The sequence below is a fragment of the Pelagibacterium sp. genome, assembly GCF_965249125.1.
In the GTDB taxonomy this organism is placed as follows: domain Bacteria; phylum Pseudomonadota; class Alphaproteobacteria; order Rhizobiales; family Devosiaceae; genus Pelagibacterium.
Window position 1 is genome coordinate 3,196,102 of the sequence record NZ_OZ252217.1, and the last position, 18,021, is coordinate 3,214,122.

At 59.7% G+C, this 18,021-nt stretch carries 29 protein-coding genes and 1 tRNA gene; 25 read left to right on the top strand and 5 right to left on the bottom strand.

The window, feature by feature from the left end; translation table 11 throughout:
• The first annotated feature begins 5 nt into the window (after positions 1-5).
• Together ACP148_RS15445 and ACP148_RS15450 are read left to right on the top strand one after the other, a co-directional pair.
• Positions 6-383 (top strand): CidA/LrgA family protein, encoded by a 378-nt coding sequence (locus ACP148_RS15445; RefSeq protein WP_421952097.1) that lies wholly within the window; start codon positions 6-8, stop codon positions 381-383.
• Entirely contained in the window at positions 376-1,077 is a 702-nt protein-coding gene (locus tag ACP148_RS15450; protein ID WP_421952098.1) for an LrgB family protein, read from the top strand. The genes ACP148_RS15445 and ACP148_RS15450 overlap by 8 nt, the downstream gene beginning before the upstream one ends.
• Here ACP148_RS15450 and ACP148_RS15455 read toward each other — a convergent pair.
• Positions 1,074-1,580 carry a GAF domain-containing protein gene (locus tag ACP148_RS15455; RefSeq protein WP_421952099.1) on the bottom strand — a complete coding sequence of 169 codons (507 nt, stop codon included), beginning with the start codon at positions 1,578-1,580 and terminating at the stop codon, positions 1,074-1,076. The genes ACP148_RS15450 and ACP148_RS15455 overlap by 4 nt on opposite strands.
• A gap of 189 nt (positions 1,581-1,769) precedes the next feature.
• A complete protein-coding gene (locus tag ACP148_RS15460) occupies positions 1,770-2,900 on the bottom strand; it encodes an NAD(P)/FAD-dependent oxidoreductase (protein WP_421952100.1) in 1,131 nt (376 codons plus the stop codon).
• A 532-nt stretch (positions 2,901-3,432) separates the two neighbouring features.
• Here ACP148_RS15460 and ACP148_RS15465 point away from each other — a divergent pair.
• Together ACP148_RS15465 and ACP148_RS15470 are read left to right on the top strand one after the other, a co-directional pair.
• Complete coding sequence (locus ACP148_RS15465; RefSeq protein WP_421952101.1) at positions 3,433-4,725, top strand: tyrosine-type recombinase/integrase; 1,293 nt, start codon at positions 3,433-3,435, stop codon at positions 4,723-4,725.
• Positions 4,726-4,783: 58 nt separating this feature from the next.
• Complete coding sequence (locus ACP148_RS15470; RefSeq protein ID WP_421952102.1) at positions 4,784-5,395, top strand: DUF3800 domain-containing protein; 612 nt, start codon at positions 4,784-4,786, stop codon at positions 5,393-5,395.
• A gap of 268 nt (positions 5,396-5,663) precedes the next feature.
• On the opposite strand, the gene ACP148_RS15475 is transcribed toward ACP148_RS15470, so the two are convergent.
• Positions 5,664-6,125, bottom strand: a complete 462-nt coding sequence (locus ACP148_RS15475; protein ID WP_421952103.1) for a hypothetical protein — start codon at positions 6,123-6,125, stop codon at positions 5,664-5,666.
• 102 nt (positions 6,126-6,227) lie between these two features.
• Here ACP148_RS15475 and ACP148_RS15480 point away from each other — a divergent pair, with 102 nt between their 5' ends.
• The 18 genes from ACP148_RS15480 to ACP148_RS15565 all read left to right on the top strand — a co-directional run bounded on the left by ACP148_RS15480 (position 6,228) and on the right by ACP148_RS15565 (position 13,652).
• Positions 6,228-6,422 (top strand): hypothetical protein, encoded by a 195-nt coding sequence (locus ACP148_RS15480; RefSeq protein ID WP_421952104.1) that lies wholly within the window; start codon positions 6,228-6,230, stop codon positions 6,420-6,422.
• A 16-nt stretch (positions 6,423-6,438) separates the two neighbouring features.
• Positions 6,439-6,762, top strand: a complete 324-nt coding sequence (locus ACP148_RS15485; protein WP_421952105.1) for a hypothetical protein — start codon at positions 6,439-6,441, stop codon at positions 6,760-6,762.
• 71 nt (positions 6,763-6,833) lie between these two features.
• Entirely contained in the window at positions 6,834-7,109 is a 276-nt protein-coding gene (locus tag ACP148_RS15490; protein ID WP_421952106.1) for a hypothetical protein, read from the top strand.
• Complete coding sequence (locus ACP148_RS15495) at positions 7,106-7,339, top strand: hypothetical protein (protein ID WP_421952107.1); 234 nt, start codon at positions 7,106-7,108, stop codon at positions 7,337-7,339. Before ACP148_RS15490 ends, ACP148_RS15495 begins: the two co-directional genes overlap by 4 nt.
• Positions 7,340-7,566: 227 nt before the next feature.
• Complete coding sequence (locus ACP148_RS15500; protein WP_421952109.1) at positions 7,567-7,758, top strand: hypothetical protein; 192 nt, start codon at positions 7,567-7,569, stop codon at positions 7,756-7,758.
• Positions 7,755-7,907: a hypothetical protein gene (locus ACP148_RS15505; protein WP_421952110.1), complete on the top strand. Its 153-nt coding sequence runs from the start codon at positions 7,755-7,757 to the stop codon at positions 7,905-7,907. The genes ACP148_RS15500 and ACP148_RS15505 overlap by 4 nt, the downstream gene beginning before the upstream one ends.
• Positions 7,894-8,415: a helix-turn-helix domain-containing protein gene (locus tag ACP148_RS15510; protein ID WP_421952111.1), complete on the top strand. Its 522-nt coding sequence runs from the start codon at positions 7,894-7,896 to the stop codon at positions 8,413-8,415. Before ACP148_RS15505 ends, ACP148_RS15510 begins: the two co-directional genes overlap by 14 nt.
• A 44-nt stretch (positions 8,416-8,459) precedes the next feature.
• Positions 8,460-8,729 carry a DUF6074 family protein gene (locus tag ACP148_RS15515; RefSeq protein ID WP_425033564.1) on the top strand — a complete coding sequence of 90 codons (270 nt, stop codon included), beginning with the start codon at positions 8,460-8,462 and terminating at the stop codon, positions 8,727-8,729.
• 18 nt (positions 8,730-8,747) lie between these two features.
• Positions 8,748-8,954, top strand: coding sequence for a hypothetical protein (locus ACP148_RS15520; RefSeq protein WP_421952113.1), 207 nt, complete (start codon positions 8,748-8,750; stop codon positions 8,952-8,954).
• A gap of 64 nt (positions 8,955-9,018) precedes the next feature.
• Entirely contained in the window at positions 9,019-10,077 is a 1,059-nt protein-coding gene (locus tag ACP148_RS15525) for a phage major capsid protein (RefSeq protein WP_421952114.1), read from the top strand.
• Between the two features lie 44 nt (positions 10,078-10,121).
• The gene (locus tag ACP148_RS15530) at positions 10,122-10,271 is read left to right on the top strand and encodes a hypothetical protein (protein ID WP_425033565.1); all 150 of its coding nucleotides are present in this window, start codon (positions 10,122-10,124) and stop codon (positions 10,269-10,271) included.
• On the top strand, positions 10,268-10,438 hold the full coding sequence (locus ACP148_RS15535) for a hypothetical protein (RefSeq protein WP_421952115.1): 171 nt from the start codon (positions 10,268-10,270) through the stop codon (positions 10,436-10,438). Before ACP148_RS15530 ends, ACP148_RS15535 begins: the two co-directional genes overlap by 4 nt.
• Before the next feature lie 23 nt (positions 10,439-10,461).
• Positions 10,462-10,638: a hypothetical protein gene (locus tag ACP148_RS15540; protein WP_421952116.1), complete on the top strand. Its 177-nt coding sequence runs from the start codon at positions 10,462-10,464 to the stop codon at positions 10,636-10,638.
• A gap of 29 nt (positions 10,639-10,667) precedes the next feature.
• Positions 10,668-10,850, top strand: a complete 183-nt coding sequence (locus ACP148_RS15545) for a hypothetical protein (protein ID WP_421952117.1) — start codon at positions 10,668-10,670, stop codon at positions 10,848-10,850.
• Between the two features lie 63 nt (positions 10,851-10,913).
• Positions 10,914-11,123 (top strand): hypothetical protein, encoded by a 210-nt coding sequence (locus ACP148_RS15550; RefSeq protein ID WP_421952118.1) that lies wholly within the window; start codon positions 10,914-10,916, stop codon positions 11,121-11,123.
• Between the two features lie 69 nt (positions 11,124-11,192).
• On the top strand, positions 11,193-12,296 hold the full coding sequence (locus ACP148_RS15555; RefSeq protein ID WP_425033566.1) for a hypothetical protein: 1,104 nt from the start codon (positions 11,193-11,195) through the stop codon (positions 12,294-12,296).
• Positions 12,293-12,958, top strand: a complete 666-nt coding sequence (locus ACP148_RS15560) for a hypothetical protein (RefSeq protein WP_421952120.1) — start codon at positions 12,293-12,295, stop codon at positions 12,956-12,958. Before ACP148_RS15555 ends, ACP148_RS15560 begins: the two co-directional genes overlap by 4 nt.
• A gap of 331 nt (positions 12,959-13,289) precedes the next feature.
• Complete coding sequence (locus tag ACP148_RS15565) at positions 13,290-13,652, top strand: hypothetical protein (protein WP_425033567.1); 363 nt, start codon at positions 13,290-13,292, stop codon at positions 13,650-13,652.
• Positions 13,653-13,721: 69 nt separating this feature from the next.
• On the opposite strand, the gene ACP148_RS15570 is transcribed toward ACP148_RS15565, so the two are convergent.
• A tRNA-Arg gene (locus tag ACP148_RS15570) sits at positions 13,722-13,798 on the bottom strand.
• Between the two features lie 212 nt (positions 13,799-14,010).
• Here ACP148_RS15570 and ACP148_RS15575 point away from each other — a divergent pair.
• The 3 genes from ACP148_RS15575 to ACP148_RS15585 all read left to right on the top strand — a co-directional run bounded on the left by ACP148_RS15575 (position 14,011) and on the right by ACP148_RS15585 (position 17,626).
• The gene (locus ACP148_RS15575; RefSeq protein WP_421952122.1) at positions 14,011-15,324 is read left to right on the top strand and encodes a vanadium-dependent haloperoxidase; all 1,314 of its coding nucleotides are present in this window, start codon (positions 14,011-14,013) and stop codon (positions 15,322-15,324) included.
• Positions 15,321-16,910: a CRTAC1 family protein gene (locus ACP148_RS15580; protein ID WP_421952123.1), complete on the top strand. Its 1,590-nt coding sequence runs from the start codon at positions 15,321-15,323 to the stop codon at positions 16,908-16,910. The genes ACP148_RS15575 and ACP148_RS15580 overlap by 4 nt, the downstream gene beginning before the upstream one ends.
• A gap of 98 nt (positions 16,911-17,008) precedes the next feature.
• Complete coding sequence (locus tag ACP148_RS15585) at positions 17,009-17,626, top strand: dihydrofolate reductase family protein (RefSeq protein ID WP_421952124.1); 618 nt, start codon at positions 17,009-17,011, stop codon at positions 17,624-17,626.
• A 37-nt stretch (positions 17,627-17,663) separates the two neighbouring features.
• On the opposite strand, the gene ACP148_RS15590 is transcribed toward ACP148_RS15585, so the two are convergent.
• Positions 17,664-18,008 (bottom strand): YciI family protein, encoded by a 345-nt coding sequence (locus ACP148_RS15590; RefSeq protein ID WP_421952125.1) that lies wholly within the window; start codon positions 18,006-18,008, stop codon positions 17,664-17,666.
• Positions 18,009-18,021: the final 13 nt, after the last annotated feature.

The following is an 18,021-nucleotide window of genomic DNA, read 5'->3' on the forward strand; positions in this document are numbered from 1 at the left end:
CATTCATGCTATTGGGACTGTTCGTTCTTCTCGCCTGCCAATTGGGCGGCGACATCGTGGCGGGGGCGTTTGCGCTGCCGGTTCCGGGCCCGGTTATCGGCATTGTTCTGTTGCTGGTGGTGATGCTTATCGCCCGGTATTTGCCGAAGGGCGAACGCGGCGCCGGCCGACAGATTAAAACCGCTGCGGATAACCTGCTTGGCTGGCTGGGGCTGTTTTTCGTGCCGGCGGGAGTTGGCATTTCCCAGCATTTCGATCTTGTCGTTGCCAACGGGCTCGCGCTGGCGGCTGTTCTGGTCTTGTCGAGTGTTGCCACGTTGACCGTGACGGTCTGGGTGTTCATCCTCGCCCGACGCCTGACGGAAGAGCGCGGCAATGCGTGACGGGCTCTGGGTGTTTCTTGCGGCCAGCCCGCTGTTCTGGCTGACGCTGACCATCGGGGTGTTCCTGCTTGCCAGCTATCTCGCCAGATCCAGCGGCAACCATCCGCTGGTCAATCCTGTGCTGATCTCGGTCGGCATTATCGTTGGGATCCTGTATCTGACCAGGACGGGCTACGCCGAATATTTCGCGGGCGCCCAGTTCATCCATTTCATTTTGGGGCCGGCCACCGTTGCTCTGGCCATTCCGCTTTGGCGAAACAGGGCGCGGGTGCGCGAAATGGCGGTGCCCATCGTTGCCGCGCTCGTTGTCGGGGCGCCACTTGCAATGTTTTCCGCCGTTCTGATCGCCAGGGCGTTGGGCATGCCAGAAGCGCTGCAACTAGCGCTCGTTCCCAAGTCGGCCACGGCGGGCATTGCTGTCGGGATTGCCGAACAGATCGGCGCCAATGGCTCGCTCGTCGCGGTCCTCGTGATCGTGACTGGCATCATTGGCGCCATCATGGTCACTCCACTCATGAACATGATGGGGCTTAGAGATTACGCAGCGCGCGGCTTTGCCGCCGGGCTGAGCGCGCATGGCATTGGCACGGCCCGCGCCTTCCAGGTCGACCCGCTGGCCGGCGCATTTTCAGGGCTGGCAATGGCTCTTAACGGCATAGCAACCGCGATTCTTGCCGGCTGGCTTTTTTCCTAGCCCGGCTCTGCGATTTCGGCTCGGAACGCATCGACGAGATAAGGAGCAACGCGCATGGCGATGGCGAGCTTTTCCTCATCGTAGTGATGCTCGGCATCGAGAATGGCGATCGTACCGAGCAGCGTTTTGCGGCTGATGATCGGCACGTTGATGGCAGAGCCCAATCCAAGCGAAGCGATCAGTTCATGATCGAAAAACGCCCAGCGGATCGCGTCCATGTCGCGCCCGAGAAAGGGTTGATGCCTTTTGATGACCAGATCGCCCCAAGGCGTATCGCCCATAGGCTTGCGCCCCGAGAACGGATAGGCCGTCTCGTTCGTGCTCCAGAACCGCTGCACCTCCTTCCCGCCGGGCAACACAAGGAGGAGCGTGAACAGCTTGTGCCCGACAAGCTCGGCAAGCGCCGCATCGACAGCGCCATAAAGCGCCGACCGGTCGCCGTTGGCCAGCACATCGGCAAGGCGATCAAGAATGTCGAGCTGGGTCTGCGCGGAGGGTGACATCGGTGCGATTCCTTGGACCGGTTCTTCGCCTCCAGAATTGGCAGCAGCTGCACACAAGATCAAGGCAATGCCTCAGCATGCTCAACTCCCTGCTGAAAAAGAGCGATCTTGCGGACGCAGTGAAACTGTCGTGAATGAAAATTGGCGCGCCCGACAGGATGAAACTGGGAACCGCTATGTTATCGCGACCTATGTCCCGAACCAGCGCGCGCGACGGGAGGAGCCGAAATGCTCCTTGTCGACGCGCAGTTCCACCGAGGGCTCGTAATAGGTTCCGGTCGGTTGCGGGCCCGAAAAGAAATCCACCTGCACTTTTCCGATGCGGCCGCCGCCGAATTCGATATAGCAGGTGCCGAAACCGTCATATTCTCGGGCGGCACCGGCGCTATTAACCTTGGCGACCAGGGCGCTGGCCACCGCCTTCGCCGCGCCTTCCGCGAATACGCCGGCCTTGGGCGTTCCAGTATTGGCGCCGTCCCCCACCGCGTAGACGCCGGGAAATCTCGTCTCCAGCGTGCGCGGGTTGACCGTCACCCAGCCGTCCTTGGCGAGACCGCTCTCAAGCACCACGGCGGGCACGCGATGTTTGGGTACGCCCAGGAAAAGATCGAAGGCCATCTCTGTATTGTCGTCGAGAGACGCGATCTTGCGCGCGGCATCGATTCGGAGCACGCGCTTGGAGGGGTGGAATTTAATGTTGCGCTCGGCGAACGCGGCGAGCAGAGCCTTCGATGTCTCGGGCGACGGCGGCACGGGAGCAGAGAGCGGCATCACGATACTGATCTCGCAGGCTCCCCGCAGGCCCCGCTTCTCCAAATAATCGTGCAGCATAAGTGCGCATTCGCTGGGCGCCGGAGGACACTTGTAGGGCGCACCACACACGCCGATCAACGCATGGCCGCCGGTGAAAGTGGGCAGCACGCCGCGTAACCGTTCTGCTCCCGCCACCGAATAGAACTCGTGCACGTCGGCGAGGCCAGGCGTGGCGTCCCAGTCGTAGTCGGCACCCAAGGCGACCACCACATAATCGGCGTCATAGACGCCCGCATCGGTTGTCACCCGTTTTGCGGCGGGGTCGATCTTGGTGATGGTCTCACGGACGATGCGCACCCCAGGCTTGACGAAGTTTGCATACGGCAGGCGGGTCGCGTGAGCATCGGCATGACCGAACATCACGTCGAGCTTGGAGAAGCCGAACATGAAATGATCGCTCTTGTCGACCAGCGTGACCTCGACCGACTCGCCCAACGATTCAGACAGCAGCGTGGAAAGCTCAAGCCCGCCGAACCCGGCCCCCAGAACTAGGATTCTAGTTTTCATTGGCCCTCTCCCGATCGCCAAGGCCGACGATAGTATATTGCCGCAGGCGCGGCAATAAACGCGGATGCCCCACCCGCGAGGCCATATTGTTACTCGGTCGAACAATGACCAAAGAGCCGGTGACTTCTGCGGTTGGCCCATCGCGACAGGAGGCTATTGTCCGATTTCAAGTTGCAGCAGAAATGTACCTGGCATGCACGAGACACCGACCTGCACTTCTGAAAACCGATCAGTTGGTTTCCGCTACGCTCGACGTGCGCCGTGGCCAGGGCCCTTAGAGGGCTATAGTTGGTGCCCATCGTTGTTCTGGAGTGGTCGAAATTTGGCGCACCCGACACGATTCGAACGTGTGACCTCTGCCTTCGGAGGGCGCACGAAGCACGTTTCCTTGAGTTTTCCCTAGTTTCCCCAAGTGGCCCGGAATGCCTGAAAGCAAGGCGTTTCGGGCCTTTTTGCGTTTCTCGCTTGCGCTCATCTTTTCCCATGTGCTCTTTGTGAGTGATAGTATTTTGTGAGTTTTTGGGAGTGAGCGGTGCCGAAGCCAGCCAGGGTCAAGCTGACCAAGACGATGATCGCCAATGCCGAGCCGGGGGAAAAGCAATACATTCTCTGGGACTCGGAGGTGCCCGGCCTGGGCGTCTATATCAACAAGGCGAGCAAGACGTTCTTCGTCGACTATTTCACGACTGACCGCAAGCGCCGGCGCATGACGCTTAGGAAGTTTGGCCAGATCACGATCGAGCAGGCGCGGTCACAAGCCCAGGTCGAGTTCGGCAAGGTGGCGGCCGGCGAAGATCCGTTGCAGTCCAACCGGGACAAGAAGGCGCGGCGGGACGGGCTCACGGTCGCCCAGCTCTGCGATGAGTACATCACCGCTGCCGAGGCGGGCCGCATCTATAAGCGGAGAAGCCGGACACCTAAAAAGGCGTCCACCATTGCCACCGACAAGGGGCGCATCGACAAACACATCAAGCCCCTGCTCGGCAAGAAGCTGGTCGCGGACCTTTCCCAGCACGACGTTCAGCAATTCGTCGATGACGTCACCGATGGCAAGACCGCTAAAGTAGTGAAATCTGGAAAGCCGCGCGGCGTGGCACGGGTCACCGGGGGCGCTGGTACGGCGGCGCGCACAGTGGGCTTGCTGGGCGGCATCCTGTCATGGGGCATCCGGCAAGGCGCGCTGCAGTTCAACCCCGCCCATGGTGTGGACCGGGCAGCGGACCAGAAGCGAGAGCGGCGCCTGACACCCGACGAAATGCGGGCGCTAGGCAAGGCGCTGTCAAATGCTGACACGGAAGCCTGGCAGGCGGTGACCGGTATTCGCCTTTTGGCCCTCACCGGTGCACGCCTCAGCGAGATCAACAAACTGCGGTGGACCGAAGTGGACCTCGAGAACCAGGCGCTGGTGTTTGGCGACAAGAAGACCGGGCAATCACTGCGCCCCCTTGGGGCGGCGGCTATCGACGTGCTACGGGCGGCAAAGAGCACGGGTGGGGCGGAGTTTGTGCTTCCCGGCATCCGAAACCCCAAGGGGGCCTATGGCTCGCTCGACACCGCTATCGAGCGCATCACAGTCAAGGCCGAACTGGAGGGGGTGACTGCTCATGTCCTGCGGCATTCGTTCGCCAGCATCGCCGGCGACCTTGAGTATTCCGATGGCACCATTGGCGCGCTGATCGGGCACAAGGGGCACACGGTCACCAGCAAATACACCCATCGCCTAGACGCGGTGTTAGTCGCCGCAGCGAACAAGGTGAGCGCCGAGGTGTGGCGGCAGATGACGGGAGCCCAGGCGAAGGTGCTGGCGATGCCGAGAAGGGCTTAGGCGGGGGGAAACGGCTGAAAACACTTGAGTTTAGAAAAGCGGCTGACAATGATCCCCCATGCTTGTTTTTATTGATGAGTCGGGGGATCCTGGCTTTAAAGTCTCGAAAGGATCATCCCCCGCCTTCGTCGTTGCGATGGTGGTGTTTCGTGATCCTGCTGAATCGGTCAGGGCACTCAAGGCGATCGATGAAGTGGCCAAAAAGCACGGCGTAAAGCCTGAATTCAAATTCAGCAAAAGCCGCCCCGAGGTGCGCGACGCTTTTTTTGAGGCCGTCCAATCGTTCGACTTTTGCGTGCGAGCCATCGTTGTAAGGAAAGAGGTAATCCAAAGCGGACACCTTCGCTCGAACAAGGAAGCGTTTTATAGCTTCTTCGTTAAATCGATGCTGAAGTTTGACAACGGTCTTTTGAAAGGTGCCAGCGTCGTGATCGATGGATCGGGCGAGCGAATATTTAAGCAGGAGCTGGCTGCCTACCTTCGAAGACACACTGAGAAAGGCGCGATTAAGAAGGTCCGCTTTTCAGATTCACGGAATGATCGGCTCGTGCAGATGGCAGATATGTGCACCGGAGCAATTGCCCGCAGTTTTCGCGACAACCGAGGCGATGCCAGACGCTGGCATCAAATGCTGGGCAAAAAAATCGAGGATATCTGGGACTTTAAGTGAAGGGTGCGACCTGCCTGCCTATCTTGGCGACTGCCAAGCACGCACACCATCCGGTGACAGTTCAGCGAGGCAGGGCGACTTTTCAGCACCTAATGTGGCTGCTTTGCCCTTAATGTCAAGTTAACTCATTCGTTCCCAGGCGATATAGGTTTCACTCATTCGCGATCGAGCTAGCCAATACCGTGCGCAAAACTGCGCAGGGGGCAAGTCAGTCGAACCCGTCGGTCCAAGGTGAAGGCGGAATCGTGGTCGCCATGCCCCGAACGGCTTAGGTGGTCTTTTTCGCAAATAGCTTTCTACGATGCTCCGCATACTGACCGCGCAATCTATCAGCGTCAGTTGCGGCGCTTTCGTTTTCGTCATCTGACAGCTTGCCACGCATCAGTTTGAGATATCGGCCCTCCGCACGAAGCTCCAGAGATCGCTCAAAGAGCGCATCCATTTCCAGAAAGAAAGACTCGTCGATGCCCTCGTGGCTGTTCTCGACGCCCTCGACGTAAAGCTCCAGCAATCGCTTGGTCTTTTCGAACATTTCATCCCCGAGCGATTCTATCCGCTCAGCGTTTTCATTGTAAGTGAGCCCAATCTGACAGAGGCGGCGTATCGCTTCCCCCCGGGATTTCAGCCGGTTCTTAAACATCCAATTATCAATGGCTTCCACCTCGCTCGGTGCCATCAGCAAATGTTGCTGATGTGATTTTATCTCCCCTTGCGATTTCGTGCGGGCCATTGGGTGCGTCCTGTTCGACCTAAACATGTTTTTCTTGACCATACGACCAAGCTCGGTCATATTCTACATGTTCAACCTAAACAGGTTTATGGAGTGACAACAATGCAGGTCAAAACGGAGCGCCTAGTCACGCTCATCGATCCGGAGGCATTGGTCCGCATCGACAGCTACCGATGGAAGAAGCGGCTCAACAGCCGAGCCGAAGCTGTCCGGGAGTTAATCGAGATTGGACTGAAAACGAGAACGGCACCAGGGGACGAGATTGGCGTCCAAGCCCCTGATGCCGTCGAAGCCTGAGAATGGAGATTCCCAGATGTTGAGCAGTAATACCACCGCGCTTGCCGATCGGGCAAGCGATAAGCCCGTGCGGCGTGAAAGCGCCGACGATTACCACCGCGTCATCATCCGGCTGAACGTCGATTGGCGCGTCATCGAATGCCGCGACGGCATCCAATGGATTTTACAGCGCCGTCAGTCCTCAGAAACCATCGCCAAACCGGATTGGCGGGGCGTCTCCTACTGTCGGACCCGAGAGGCCCTTATCCGCTGTCTGGCGAACAAGGGTTGCGGTGACATTACGCCCGATGCCCACGCCAATCTGATGGCTCTGCCCGCGATGATCGGGGGTGCAGCATGAACAGCGCCCCTCCAGTTCGCTCCCCCAACCCCCAACACCAGAAGATGTCGGTTACAGAGTTGCGGGACGCGGTGACCACGCTCACCGCAGTGCACCAAATCTTCGTCCTTCAAGCCTGTCTCTCCAGCCATGTGAAGGTGATCAACAATTTGCAGGAATGGGCAGAGCGTCATCACGAGATGATCGGGTTCGAAATCGAGGACTTGGTGCGGGAGTTGGAAAGCCGGCGCGGCCTTTCCGAGGACGATGAATACGAACGAACGCTCGCCATTTCCTATGCCTACCCACTTATCCGGCAGGGCAAAAACTTCAATATCGTGGTTGAGCGTCGGGAGGTTTCGCAATGAGCGACCTCCGAGACCTTGAGCCGCAAATCTGCGACCTCGACAACATGGCCACCATCGCCGCCAACCTCTTGAACAACGTCAGCGCGGGGCAAACGCCCGATGGCGACTTCATCATCCGAAAGCATGACCTTGAACTGATGACCTTCGCCGTCAACGAGGCGGAGACAAGGGCGTCACAACTCCGCAAAGCCTTCTATGCCGGTATTAGGGAGGGCAAGAGGCATGACTGACGTTCTCGAAAAGCCTCGGCTCAGACGCAAAGAGGCCAGTGCTTACCTTCTCCAGCGCCACGGCGTAACCATGGCCACCCGCACCCTAGCGAAGCTGGCTTGCATCGGTGGCGGGCCAGCCTTCCGGCGTGATGGCCGCATCCCTGTTTACGATCGCACCGAGCTTGATCGATGGGCCTTGGCCCGTCTGGGAGAACCGATGTCCTCAACCAGTGAGGAGGTCGCCCATGGGTAAGCCCGTATCCAAACAAGAGATTGTCACGGTCGGCACAGTTCGGATCGGCACGGTGAACCAGACCGATCGTGGATTCGAAGCCTTCGGGCCCTTTGACCAGTATGTGGCGACCTTCCCAACCCTGAGCAGCGCCCGCAAGGCGCTGTTCGACATGCACATGGCCGCGAAAGGGGAGGACGCTTGAGTGAAAACCCCGACCGCCAGCCTTGGCATTACAACGCCTTCGAGGGCCGCCCCGAATGGTCAAAGCAGCAGGCCCGAGAAAACGTCATCCGGCGTCAGAAAGAGAACGAGCGCAACCGGCGGCGAAAGGTCACCGATGAGCGGAAATGAAAGTCTCGACGCACAGGAAAGGCAACTGGTCGGTGCTGCGTTCGCCAAATGGAAATTCGATGTCATCCAGGCGATGAGCAACGACAAGAACCTGAAAGGCAATGATGTCCGCGTCGGGATCGTCATTCTCCAGCATCTGAACAGCGAGACATGGCGGACATTCCCCTCGCAGGAAACGCTCTCCGCTGAGGCGCATATGACGCCGCGTTACGTGCGGACATGCCTCCAGCGGCTTAGCGCAGCCGGTTGGCTTAAATGGACGCGCGGCAACCGCCAAAGATCGAACGAATACGAGTTTGACCGGCACACCGTTGCGGATGCCTTGGCCCGCTGGAAAGCCGAAAGAGCCAGCCGACGAGAGCGCCGAAAACCCCGTTCTGACAGGAACAATAGTTCCTCTCAGAAACCGATTCCGAGAGGAACAATAGTTCCGGTCGCGAGCGGAAGCATAGTTCCGCCTAACACTTTAAGTGAACAGGAGCAGCCCCTGGCTGAGGCTGCGAAATGACACAGCTCGATTTGTTTGACTGGGCCCCACCAGTGGAGGTTTCGATGAAAGACGATCACGGTCCCGCAGCAATTATCCCGTTCCCGCTCGATCGGCGCCGCCGCAAGGTGGCGACCGCCGCCCGAACCCTTGCCGAACGCAAAACCCAGGAAGGCCGCGAACGGTACTGGGCACGCACCGTCAACGGCCTCGCATCTGAAATGGCGAGGCACGGGTGCGATCAGGAGGAGATCGACCGCCAGGTATCGAGGTTCTTTCGTGCGGTCGAGATCGAGCTCAGCACTATCCCCGTTGAACGCGCCGAGGAGGCATGATTGGGGGCCTCCGATCGCATGACGCGATACCGAGACCGGCAAAGGGCAGGGCTCATTGTCGCCCGCGTCGTGATTGACCCCGTGAACTGGGCACCGATCCTGATCAGGGATGGAAAGCTGCGAATGGCAGATGAGGACGATCGGGCGGCGATCGAGGATGCTCTGTCGGAATGGCTGGGTGAGGTCGCCATCGAGGAAATAGACGCTTGGGATGGTGACGCGTAACGGCGCCACCATCTCGAATGTGCGATTGTCCATTTAACGGAAATCGAGTTATCGGAGAGACGCGGTGCGATCCCAAGCCACCCTCTACCAACAGGCCCAAGACGCCGGTGCTTTCGCTGCCTGGGCAAAGTCCCTGGCACTGGCAAACGGCAATACAGACGAAGCTCTCGGCTATGCCGAGCGCTCTGGCGCCCCCTCGCGGGTTCTGAATATCATCGGCAGCAAAGCATATGCTGGCCACACAGGCGACACCGGGCTTGCCGGCTTGGCCGATGTCCGGGCGATCACGTCCACATTCGTTTCCAGCCTACGCAATCGATCGGCGTTCTACACCCTGCTCGATGGAAACATGATGATCCGGCTGCCCCTTCGCACCCGGCTATCTGGCACCACAGCCAATGCCACCGCATTCGCGGCCGGTGAAGGCGCGGCGGTCCCGGTCTCAAACTTTCAGGTTCAGGGCGATTTGATCAGGGGCCAGAAGGCCAACGGCCTGATCACCATGACCATGGAAATGCTGAAATCGGCCGGCACCTCTGGCGAGGCTTTCATCACCCGTGAATTGCGCCGCGTCGTCGCGAGCGTGGTGGATAAGCAGTTCTTCGCATCGGTGATCGATGGCGACACCCCGACATTCACGGCTACCGATGACCCCATGGACGATGTCAGGAAACTGGCTGACGCGGTGGGTGGAACCGCGGAATCCAGATTGGTGTGGGTATTGGCCCCCAACGTTCTTCGCAAGGCTGCAACCGCGGTCTCTGTGACCGGGCAGAGGGTATTCCCCGAGCTGGGCTTGCAGGGAGGCACCATCCTCGACGTTCCCGCGATGGCATCGGATGCACTCGACGATGGCGAAATGATCCTGGTGGACGGCATGGGGATTGGCGGCGACAACGAAGCCATCACGCTGGAGGCATCGAACGACACTTCGATCCAGTTCGTGGCCGAGCCCACCAATGACAGCGACACGCCGACCGCAACCGAGCTCGTGAGCATGTTCCAGACCAACAGCGTGGCCATCCTTGCTACCGCATGGTTTGGCGTGGCGCGTCTCGCCGGCCGTGACAATGCGCTGGCCAAGCTGACGGGCATCGCCTGGGGCGATCCCGTCGCATCCTGATCAACGCGAAGGTGAAGACAATGGCTCGATCAGGTGGACAAACCATGTCTCTGCAGGAGGCAATGGACCAAGGCTTTGAGGCGGTCAAACAATACGTGGACGCCGAGTTTGCCGACTTGGATCGCCGCCTCAAGGCACTGGAGCAAGGCGACAAGCCGCGGGTGAGGATGCCGGCAGGAAAGTCAAAGAGATGAGCATGGTCGAGAAAATGCAGGAAATCTTCGGCGAAAGGGGAATGAAAAGCGCCCCGTCGCGGGCGGAACTGTACCGCGCGATCGACCTCCTCAGCGAGGCGGTCAGGGACCACAAACAGCGCTTAGACGCCATTGAGGGCATCAAAGGCGCAAAATCTCAAGATTGAGTTCCACCACGGAGAAGAAGAGCATGAACACCGCTGATGATATTTTAGCCCATGGCGAGAAGTTGCTACGCGACATGGAGCGCCGAGAGGCGGAGCGCGAAGAGAACCGCAAGACCCATGAGACGATCGATGTTCTCGTGAGCGTTAGTCCCGATGGCGTCAAGTCCTACAAGACAATGCGCGTTAAGCGAGGTCGTTGATCATGGATGATGGGTTCGCAATTCGCCGAATGACAGAAGACGATATCGTGGACGTTCACGGCAAGATCGCGAACTGCATGCGCTCCATCGGCTTGACAGGCGCAAGCCTCGACCATGCCATTGCCGGAGCATTCCGTAGCGCTGTTACCGCCATCGAGAGCAATCGCAGGGCCGACGAGCAACGCGCGGCAACGCTGCGGCTAGTGGATTGACGAGAGGGGGGGGGTGCGGATTTGCTCGCCCCCCCACATGGACACCCGCAGGGGAGCGAAGCGATGACCAAGAACGCCGACCACATGGAGCTTATCCGTTCTCAGCTTGAAAAGATGGGTGTTGAACTTGTTGAAGATGGCATCTCCGCCGAGGACCTGTTCGAAGCCATCCTCCAGCAAGCCGCCGCCGTGGGCTTGGCTGCTAATGGCCCGAAAGAAACCGCGCGCATTTTTTCAGAGTTGGCCGCGCGCATCGACGTGACGGAGCATTAGACAATGGCACAGGAAATCGAACGGCTGGTCGTGTCCATGGAGGCGCGGATAAATCAGTTCGAAAAGGCGATGAACCGCGCCGATCGAAAGACCGCCCAGACGACGAAACAGATCGAAGGCCGATTCTCCAAGATGGGCACGGCGCTGGTCGGACAATTCGGCGCGCTGGCTGGCCGACTGATTGGGCCGCTTGCTGGTGGAGCCGCAATAGCCGGCGTTCGCAATCTTACCCGCAACATCGCCATGCTTGGCGACGAAGCGCAGCGGGCGGGGCTGAGCTTTCAGGCATTCCAGGAACTCAAGTATGTCGCGGAGGTCAACCGCATCGCTGTAGATGGCCTGGTTGATGGCATCAAAGAGCTCAACCTTCGCGCCGACGAATTCATTGTCACCGGAGGCGGATCGGCCGCGGAAGCCTTCCAGCGTCTCGGGTACGACGCCGAAACTCTAGCCCTCAAACTTCAGGACCCTTCCGTCCTGTTTGCCGAGATAATTGGCAAGCTGGGAGAGCTCGACCAAGCTGCACAGATCCGCATTTCCGACGAGGTTTTCGGCGGATCAGCCGGCGAGAGGTTTGTCCAATTGATCGATGATGGCCGGGAGGGCATCGAGGATACCATCCGTGAAGCCCACGAACTTGGTGCCGTACTGGACGATGAGGTGATCAAGGCGGCCGACGAATTGGATCGCAAGTTCAATGCCGTCGCAACCACCGTAGGTAGCGCTCTCAAGACTGCAATTGTCGAAGCGGCAACAGCCTTGGACAGTTTCATCCATTCGTTCAATAATTTTTTCGCCACGGCTGGCGGAGGCACAGTCGGGGCGGGTGCCAACCAGCCTCTTTCGGAACAGCTCACACCCGATCAGCGCAACGCCATGCGGCTACGTCTGGCGCTTGGCAACCGTCCTGGCGAAAACCTCTATGAGGGATTCACCTTCGGTCCAGATGGCGCTATCGACATTGCACCTCCACCTCCACCAGGTGCGCCCCCAACCAGACCAGGTGGCGGATCATCTTCCAGCGGCGGGAGGAATCACTTTGCCGAAGCGATCGCGGACTATCGGAAGCGCATCGACTTGATGGCCCAAGAACTTACTCTCCGACAACAGCTCGGAGCAGCCAGCGACGATCACGGACATGGTTTGCAGGAACTGGCGAGGCAATCAGCATGAGCGTTCTCCTTGCCACAAGGTATGCCGATCGGGTCGAAATGGCGACCGATGGCGGTGTTTGGAATTACAGAGGCGATTTGGTCGGTCGCCGCGACAAGCTACGCTTGGCACCTACCTTGCCCTTAGCGGTGTCAGGTGTCGGAGACGACGAATCTATCGATCAGATTTGCCGTTGGGTCCAGGGAGCAACGATGGGCGATACTGTGGATGGCGCCATTTCATATCTGGAGCGAACGCTTCCGATGCGACCACAGATATCATCGCCTTTTCATTGGACGATCGTGATTGCGGCGATATCCGAGACACACGGCCCGTGCTTATGGAAGTTTCGCAGCCTGAAGGAATCCGATATCAGCCTGCCCGCGCTCAAGCCTCACTTCGGCGAATATATCGCCTTTTGTCCCGAACTCAGTACAGACGAACTCCGGTCGAGCGGATGGAGTCCCAGTGACTTCTCGGCAGGACTGGTCGCGCGGTTCGACCTCATGCGCACCAAGATCGAGGACAGTCTCCCCGACTTCCTGCCGGGTCGGAAGATGCCGCCTGGCAATTACGTAGGATGCCATATCGATCATGCCGTTGTCACAGCAACGGGCGCTGTATTAAAGCGCATACATGAGTGGCCAGACAGGATGGGCCAGCCCATTGGCCGCACATTGTAAGCAGCAGGGCGGGGCTCTATAAACCCTCGCCAAACCGGGTTATCGACCGGCGGTGACGTAAAGTGCGCGAAAAGCCAGATTAACGTTCTGGCGATGGTTATTCGGCCGGGGGGGGGTATCCTTAAAGGCCCAAAAGGGCCATTCGGGACACCCGCGCCCCCCTCATCCGCAGATTTTATTTTCTGGCAGGCGTTTTGAGCCCGTAGGCCGAAAGAAAAATCAGGGGCCGCCGATGTGACAGAACCCCTGCACCGCAAGGCGTTCGTGACAATTGAACATTGCGGCAAGATTGGATATTTATTTCTGAACAGTCCGCACAAGGTACGCACCCATGTCCCAGACCGTTGAACGTGTCGGCCACCCGCTCTTTGGCGACCAGTGGCCCAACTCCAAGGCGGCCAAGGTCGCTGCCATGCTTGCGAACGGATACAGCGCCCCGGCCATCGCTGCGGAATTGAACGATGGCACCTCTGCCAACGCGATTAGGGCAATGGCGCGGCACTGGGGGCTGACGCCGAAATCCACTGATCCTCGGCATACCTACTGCGACGTCTCGGTCCCACTCGCCGCGAAGTACCGCACCAAACTAGCTGAGGAAGCGCGCAAGCGCGGTGTGGAAATGCCTGAGCTGATGGCCCAGGTCATGATGACCATGTGCCGGGACGGGCTCTATTCGGCGATCCTCGACAACTGATGTCGTGAGTATTTTGTGAGTTATCGGCGCGGTGGTGGGTGAAGGTTACAGCTAAACCCTTGAAGTTGTTGGCGCACCCGACACGATTCGAACGTGTGACCTCTGCCTTCGGAGGGCAGCGCTCTATCCAGCTGAGCTACGGGTGCCCGGGGCGGAAAATGCCCGAACGGTTCGGCGGGAACCTACTGTAAGCGCGGGCATGGTGCAACAGGGATTTAAGCATGTCAGGACCGGCGCCGTCTCGCATAGCCCCCGGCGCGCAATCGCCCTTGCGAGGGGGCAAACACCGTGCATAGATGAGACTAAAGTCTAGGGAGTTGGGAGGATCATCTTGGGGGAAAAACTACGGAGCCATGGGTTGGCGTGGTTGTGCCTTTGGGCATTGGCTCTGGTTGTTGCCATCGGCGCGGTTCAACCGGCGCAGGCCCAGCGGCTCGATGCGCAGGACGTGCTGATCGGCTGGAACCGGTTGATCCTCGAACTCGTGCGCCACACGCCGACCTATTCCCCGCCGGTGGCCAGCCGCGCGTTCGCCTATCTGGGGGTCACTGCCTATGAGACAGTGGCAAGCGGCGACAATGCGTTCTCAACACTGGCCGGCCAGCTCAACGCACTCGAGCCCCTACCCGCGCGCGAGCCCGGCGCCGCCTATGACGAAGCCATTCTTCTGCATGCGGCGATGAGCTTTGGGGCCAACGCCTTTTTCGGCAATACCGGCCCCACCGGCCAGCGCGCCATGGACACTATGGATAGCCGCACCGCAATGATGCTGGCCGAAGGTGTCGATCCGGAGATCGTTGCACGCAGTACGGCGCTGGGCACCGCCATTGGCGAACATATCCTCGCATGGTCGCTCGATGATGGCGGGGCGGTCATCGAAAATCTGGGCTTCCCCTATGATTTTGAAGCCGTTCAAGACCCCTCGCTGTGGGTGCCCACCAATCGCGTGGCCGTTCAACAGGCACCCCTGCTTCCCGGCTGGGGCAACAACCGGCCCTTTGCCATGCCCGAGGGCAACAGCTGTGCGCTGCCTCCGCCCCCTGCTTACAGCGAGACACCGGGCTCGGCGTTTTACGAGGAGGCCATGGAGGTCCACGACGCGGTGATCAACCTGACCGAGGAACAGGAGGCCATCGCCCGGTTCTGGTCGGATGACCCCATGCTTTCGCCTACGCCGCCCGGCCATTGGATATTCCTCACGCTGGACGCACTCGAGAGCAAGGATGCGGACCTTGCGGAATCCGTCGACGTGCTGGCCCGGCTCGGCGTGGTGCTTGCTGACGCCTTCATCGGGTGCTGGGATGCGAAATATCAATACAACCTCGTGCGCCCGGTGACCTATATCAACCGGCTGGTCGACGCGGCCTGGCAGCCCATTCTGATCACCCCGCCTTTTCCCGAATATCCCTCCGGGCACTCCACCCAATCGGGCGCCGCTGCGGGCATGCTTGAGGCCTATTTCGGCGCAAATTTCGCGTTTTCCGATCATACCCATTCCGATGACGGGCTGGCCGTGCGCCAGTTCGGTAGCTTTTGGGAGGCAGCCGAGGAAGCAGCGGTGTCGCGGCTTTATGGCGGCATCCATTTTCGCTCGGCCATCGAGCAGGGGCTCGAACAGGGCCGGTGTATCGCCGGGTTCACCAACGCGCTCGTCACGAGGAGCCCGTCATGATGCGGCTTTTGCTGGGATTGAGCCTGCTTGCCGCGCCAGCGCTGGGCCAGGAACCTGCCATCCCGCGCTTTGCCGAAGTCACCGACAGCGCTGGAATCGAAAGCATTTTTTCGGGCGAATGGGAATATATGGTGGGCGGGGGCGTTGCGGTGTTTGATTGCGACGGGAACCGCTTGCCCGACATGATGCTGGCCGGCGGCACTGCCCCGGCCAAATTTTACCGCAATACCACCGCCGTCGGCGGCGCTCTTAGTTTTGCCGAAGCAGCAAGCGGGCTTGAGATGGAAGCCGTCACCGGCGCTTATCCTCTCGATATCGACAGCGACGACATCATGGATCTCGTCCTGTTGCGGGTTGGTGAAAACCAGCTGATGCGCGGGCTGGGCGATTGCCGGTTCGAAAGCGCCAACGCCGATTGGGGTTTTGACGGCGGAGACGGGTGGTCCACCGCTTTTGCCGCGACTTGGGAGGCCGGACAAGACTGGCCGACCATCGCCATCGGCAATTATGTCGACCGCTACGAGACGATGATGCCCTGGGGGTCGTGTACCGACAACTGGCTGCACCGACCCGCCGGGGCCGGCGAACAGTTCGGCGCGCCGTTCGCGCTGACGCCGAGCTATTGCGCGCTTTCGATGCTGTTTACCGATTGGAACCGCTCGGGCACCCCCTCGCTGCGGGTGTCCAATGATCGCGAGTATTACAAGGGCGGACAGGAACAGCTCTGGCGGCTCGAAAGCGGGGCCGCGCCGCAACTCTATGGCCCTGAGGACGGCTGGCAGCGGCTGCGCATCTGGGGCATGGGCATTGCGGGGCACGATCTCAATTCCGACGGCTATCCGGAATATTTCCTCACCTCGATGGCCGACAACAAACTCCAAGTGCTATCCGACATTCCGGAAACCGGCAGCCCGCTTCCCGTCTATGCCGATCTTGCCTACGCGCGAGGCGTGACCGCGCATCGCCCATATACGGGCGGCGAGATCAAGCCCTCGACCGCATGGCACGCCCAGTTCGAGGACGTCAACAATGACGCGCTGGCCGATCTTTTCGTTGCAAAGGGCAACGTGTGGGAAATGCCCGATTTCGCGTTGCTCGATCCCAACAATTTGCTGCTCCAGCGTTCCGACGGCACCTTCCTTGAAGCGGGCGATGAAGCGGGTGTGGCCAGCCTTCTGACCGCACGTGGGGCGGCGCTGGCCGATTTCAATCTCGACGGGCAACTCGATCTCGTCGTCGTCAACCGCCACGCCAACGCCCAACTCTGGCAGAACGTCAGCGAGGACACTGGAAACTGGCTGGCAATCGCCCCGCGCCAGCCCGGAGCCAATCGCGACGCCATCGGTGGCTGGATCGAGGTGCGAACGGGAGATATTGTCCAGCGCCGCGAGATCACATCGGGTGGCGGACATGTGAGCGGCGTCATAGGCTTTGCCCATTTCGGGCTGGACGAAGCGCAAAATGCCGAAATCCGCATGCTCTGGCCTGATGGCGCCGTAAGCGAATGGCAAGCCGCCGAGGCCGGCGGTTTTTACAGTCTCGAACGCGATTTGCCACTGGCGCGCTGGCTCCCGGGCACGAACTGAAAAAACCATAAGCCAAAAATGTCGGCCGGACGAAAGTTGGCTCGTCCTTGGGGCAGGACGCGGGAATTGCCCCGCGGTTAGCTCAAAGGAGAGATCAAATGAGAAAACTCAGTGTTGCCGCCTTCGTCAGCCTCGATGGCGTCATGCAAGGCCCCGGCGGCCCGCAGGAAGATACCGATAGCGGCTTTACGCTGGGCGGATGGACGGTGCCCTATTTCGACGAAACCGTCGGCAAAGCCATGGACGCAGTCCTTGCCGATCCATACGATTTGCTGCTGGGCCGTCGGACCTACGAAATTTTCGCCAATCACTGGCCAAAGCTCGAAGGGCAGGATGCCTTGGCCGACCAGTTCGGTGCGATCAACAAATACGTCGCCACCCGCAACCCCGACTATACGACGAGATGGCGGAACAGCCATGTGCTCAAAGGAGATGCCGTCGCGGCGGTGCGCAACCTCAAGACCGAAGAGGGGCGAAATCTTCTCACGCAGGGTTCGGCACAATTCATCCAGGCGCTATTGGCTGCGGACGTCGTCGATGAAATCCACACCTTGACCTTTCCTGTATTGCTGGGAAAGGGCAAGCGGCTGTTCGGCGGGGGCGTGGCACCAAGCGCGCTTTCGCTTGTCAGTTCGATCACTTCGCCCAGCGGGGTCACGATCAATCGCTACGCGATGGCCGGTGCGGTGCAAACGGGAAGTTTTTCGCTGGAATAGGCATCAAGGGCGCCGATGGTTTCGGCGCCCTGTTCTGTCAGCCCATCGACATGATCTCGAGCAGTTCCACTTCGCCCTCCCACTGCGGCCAGTGGGTCTCGTGCAGCTCGAGAAATTTGCGCACCCAGGTGATGGCTTCGGCCTCGCTGCCGAGCTCATGGATTGCAAAGCCAGCGACCACTTCCTTAGTCTCGGTGAAAGGGCCGTCCACCTTGAGCTTGCCCTTCTTGATCGCGCCCAACCCCATTCTGGCCATCCCGCCATTATCGATGAGCCTGGGGCCGGCCTCCTGGGCCAACTTCCCGATCGCCATCATCAGTTCGGCGGGAGGCTGGCCGATTTCAGCCGCGTTGGTGGTGGTCACCATGGTGAGATATTTCATCTGTCCGATCTCC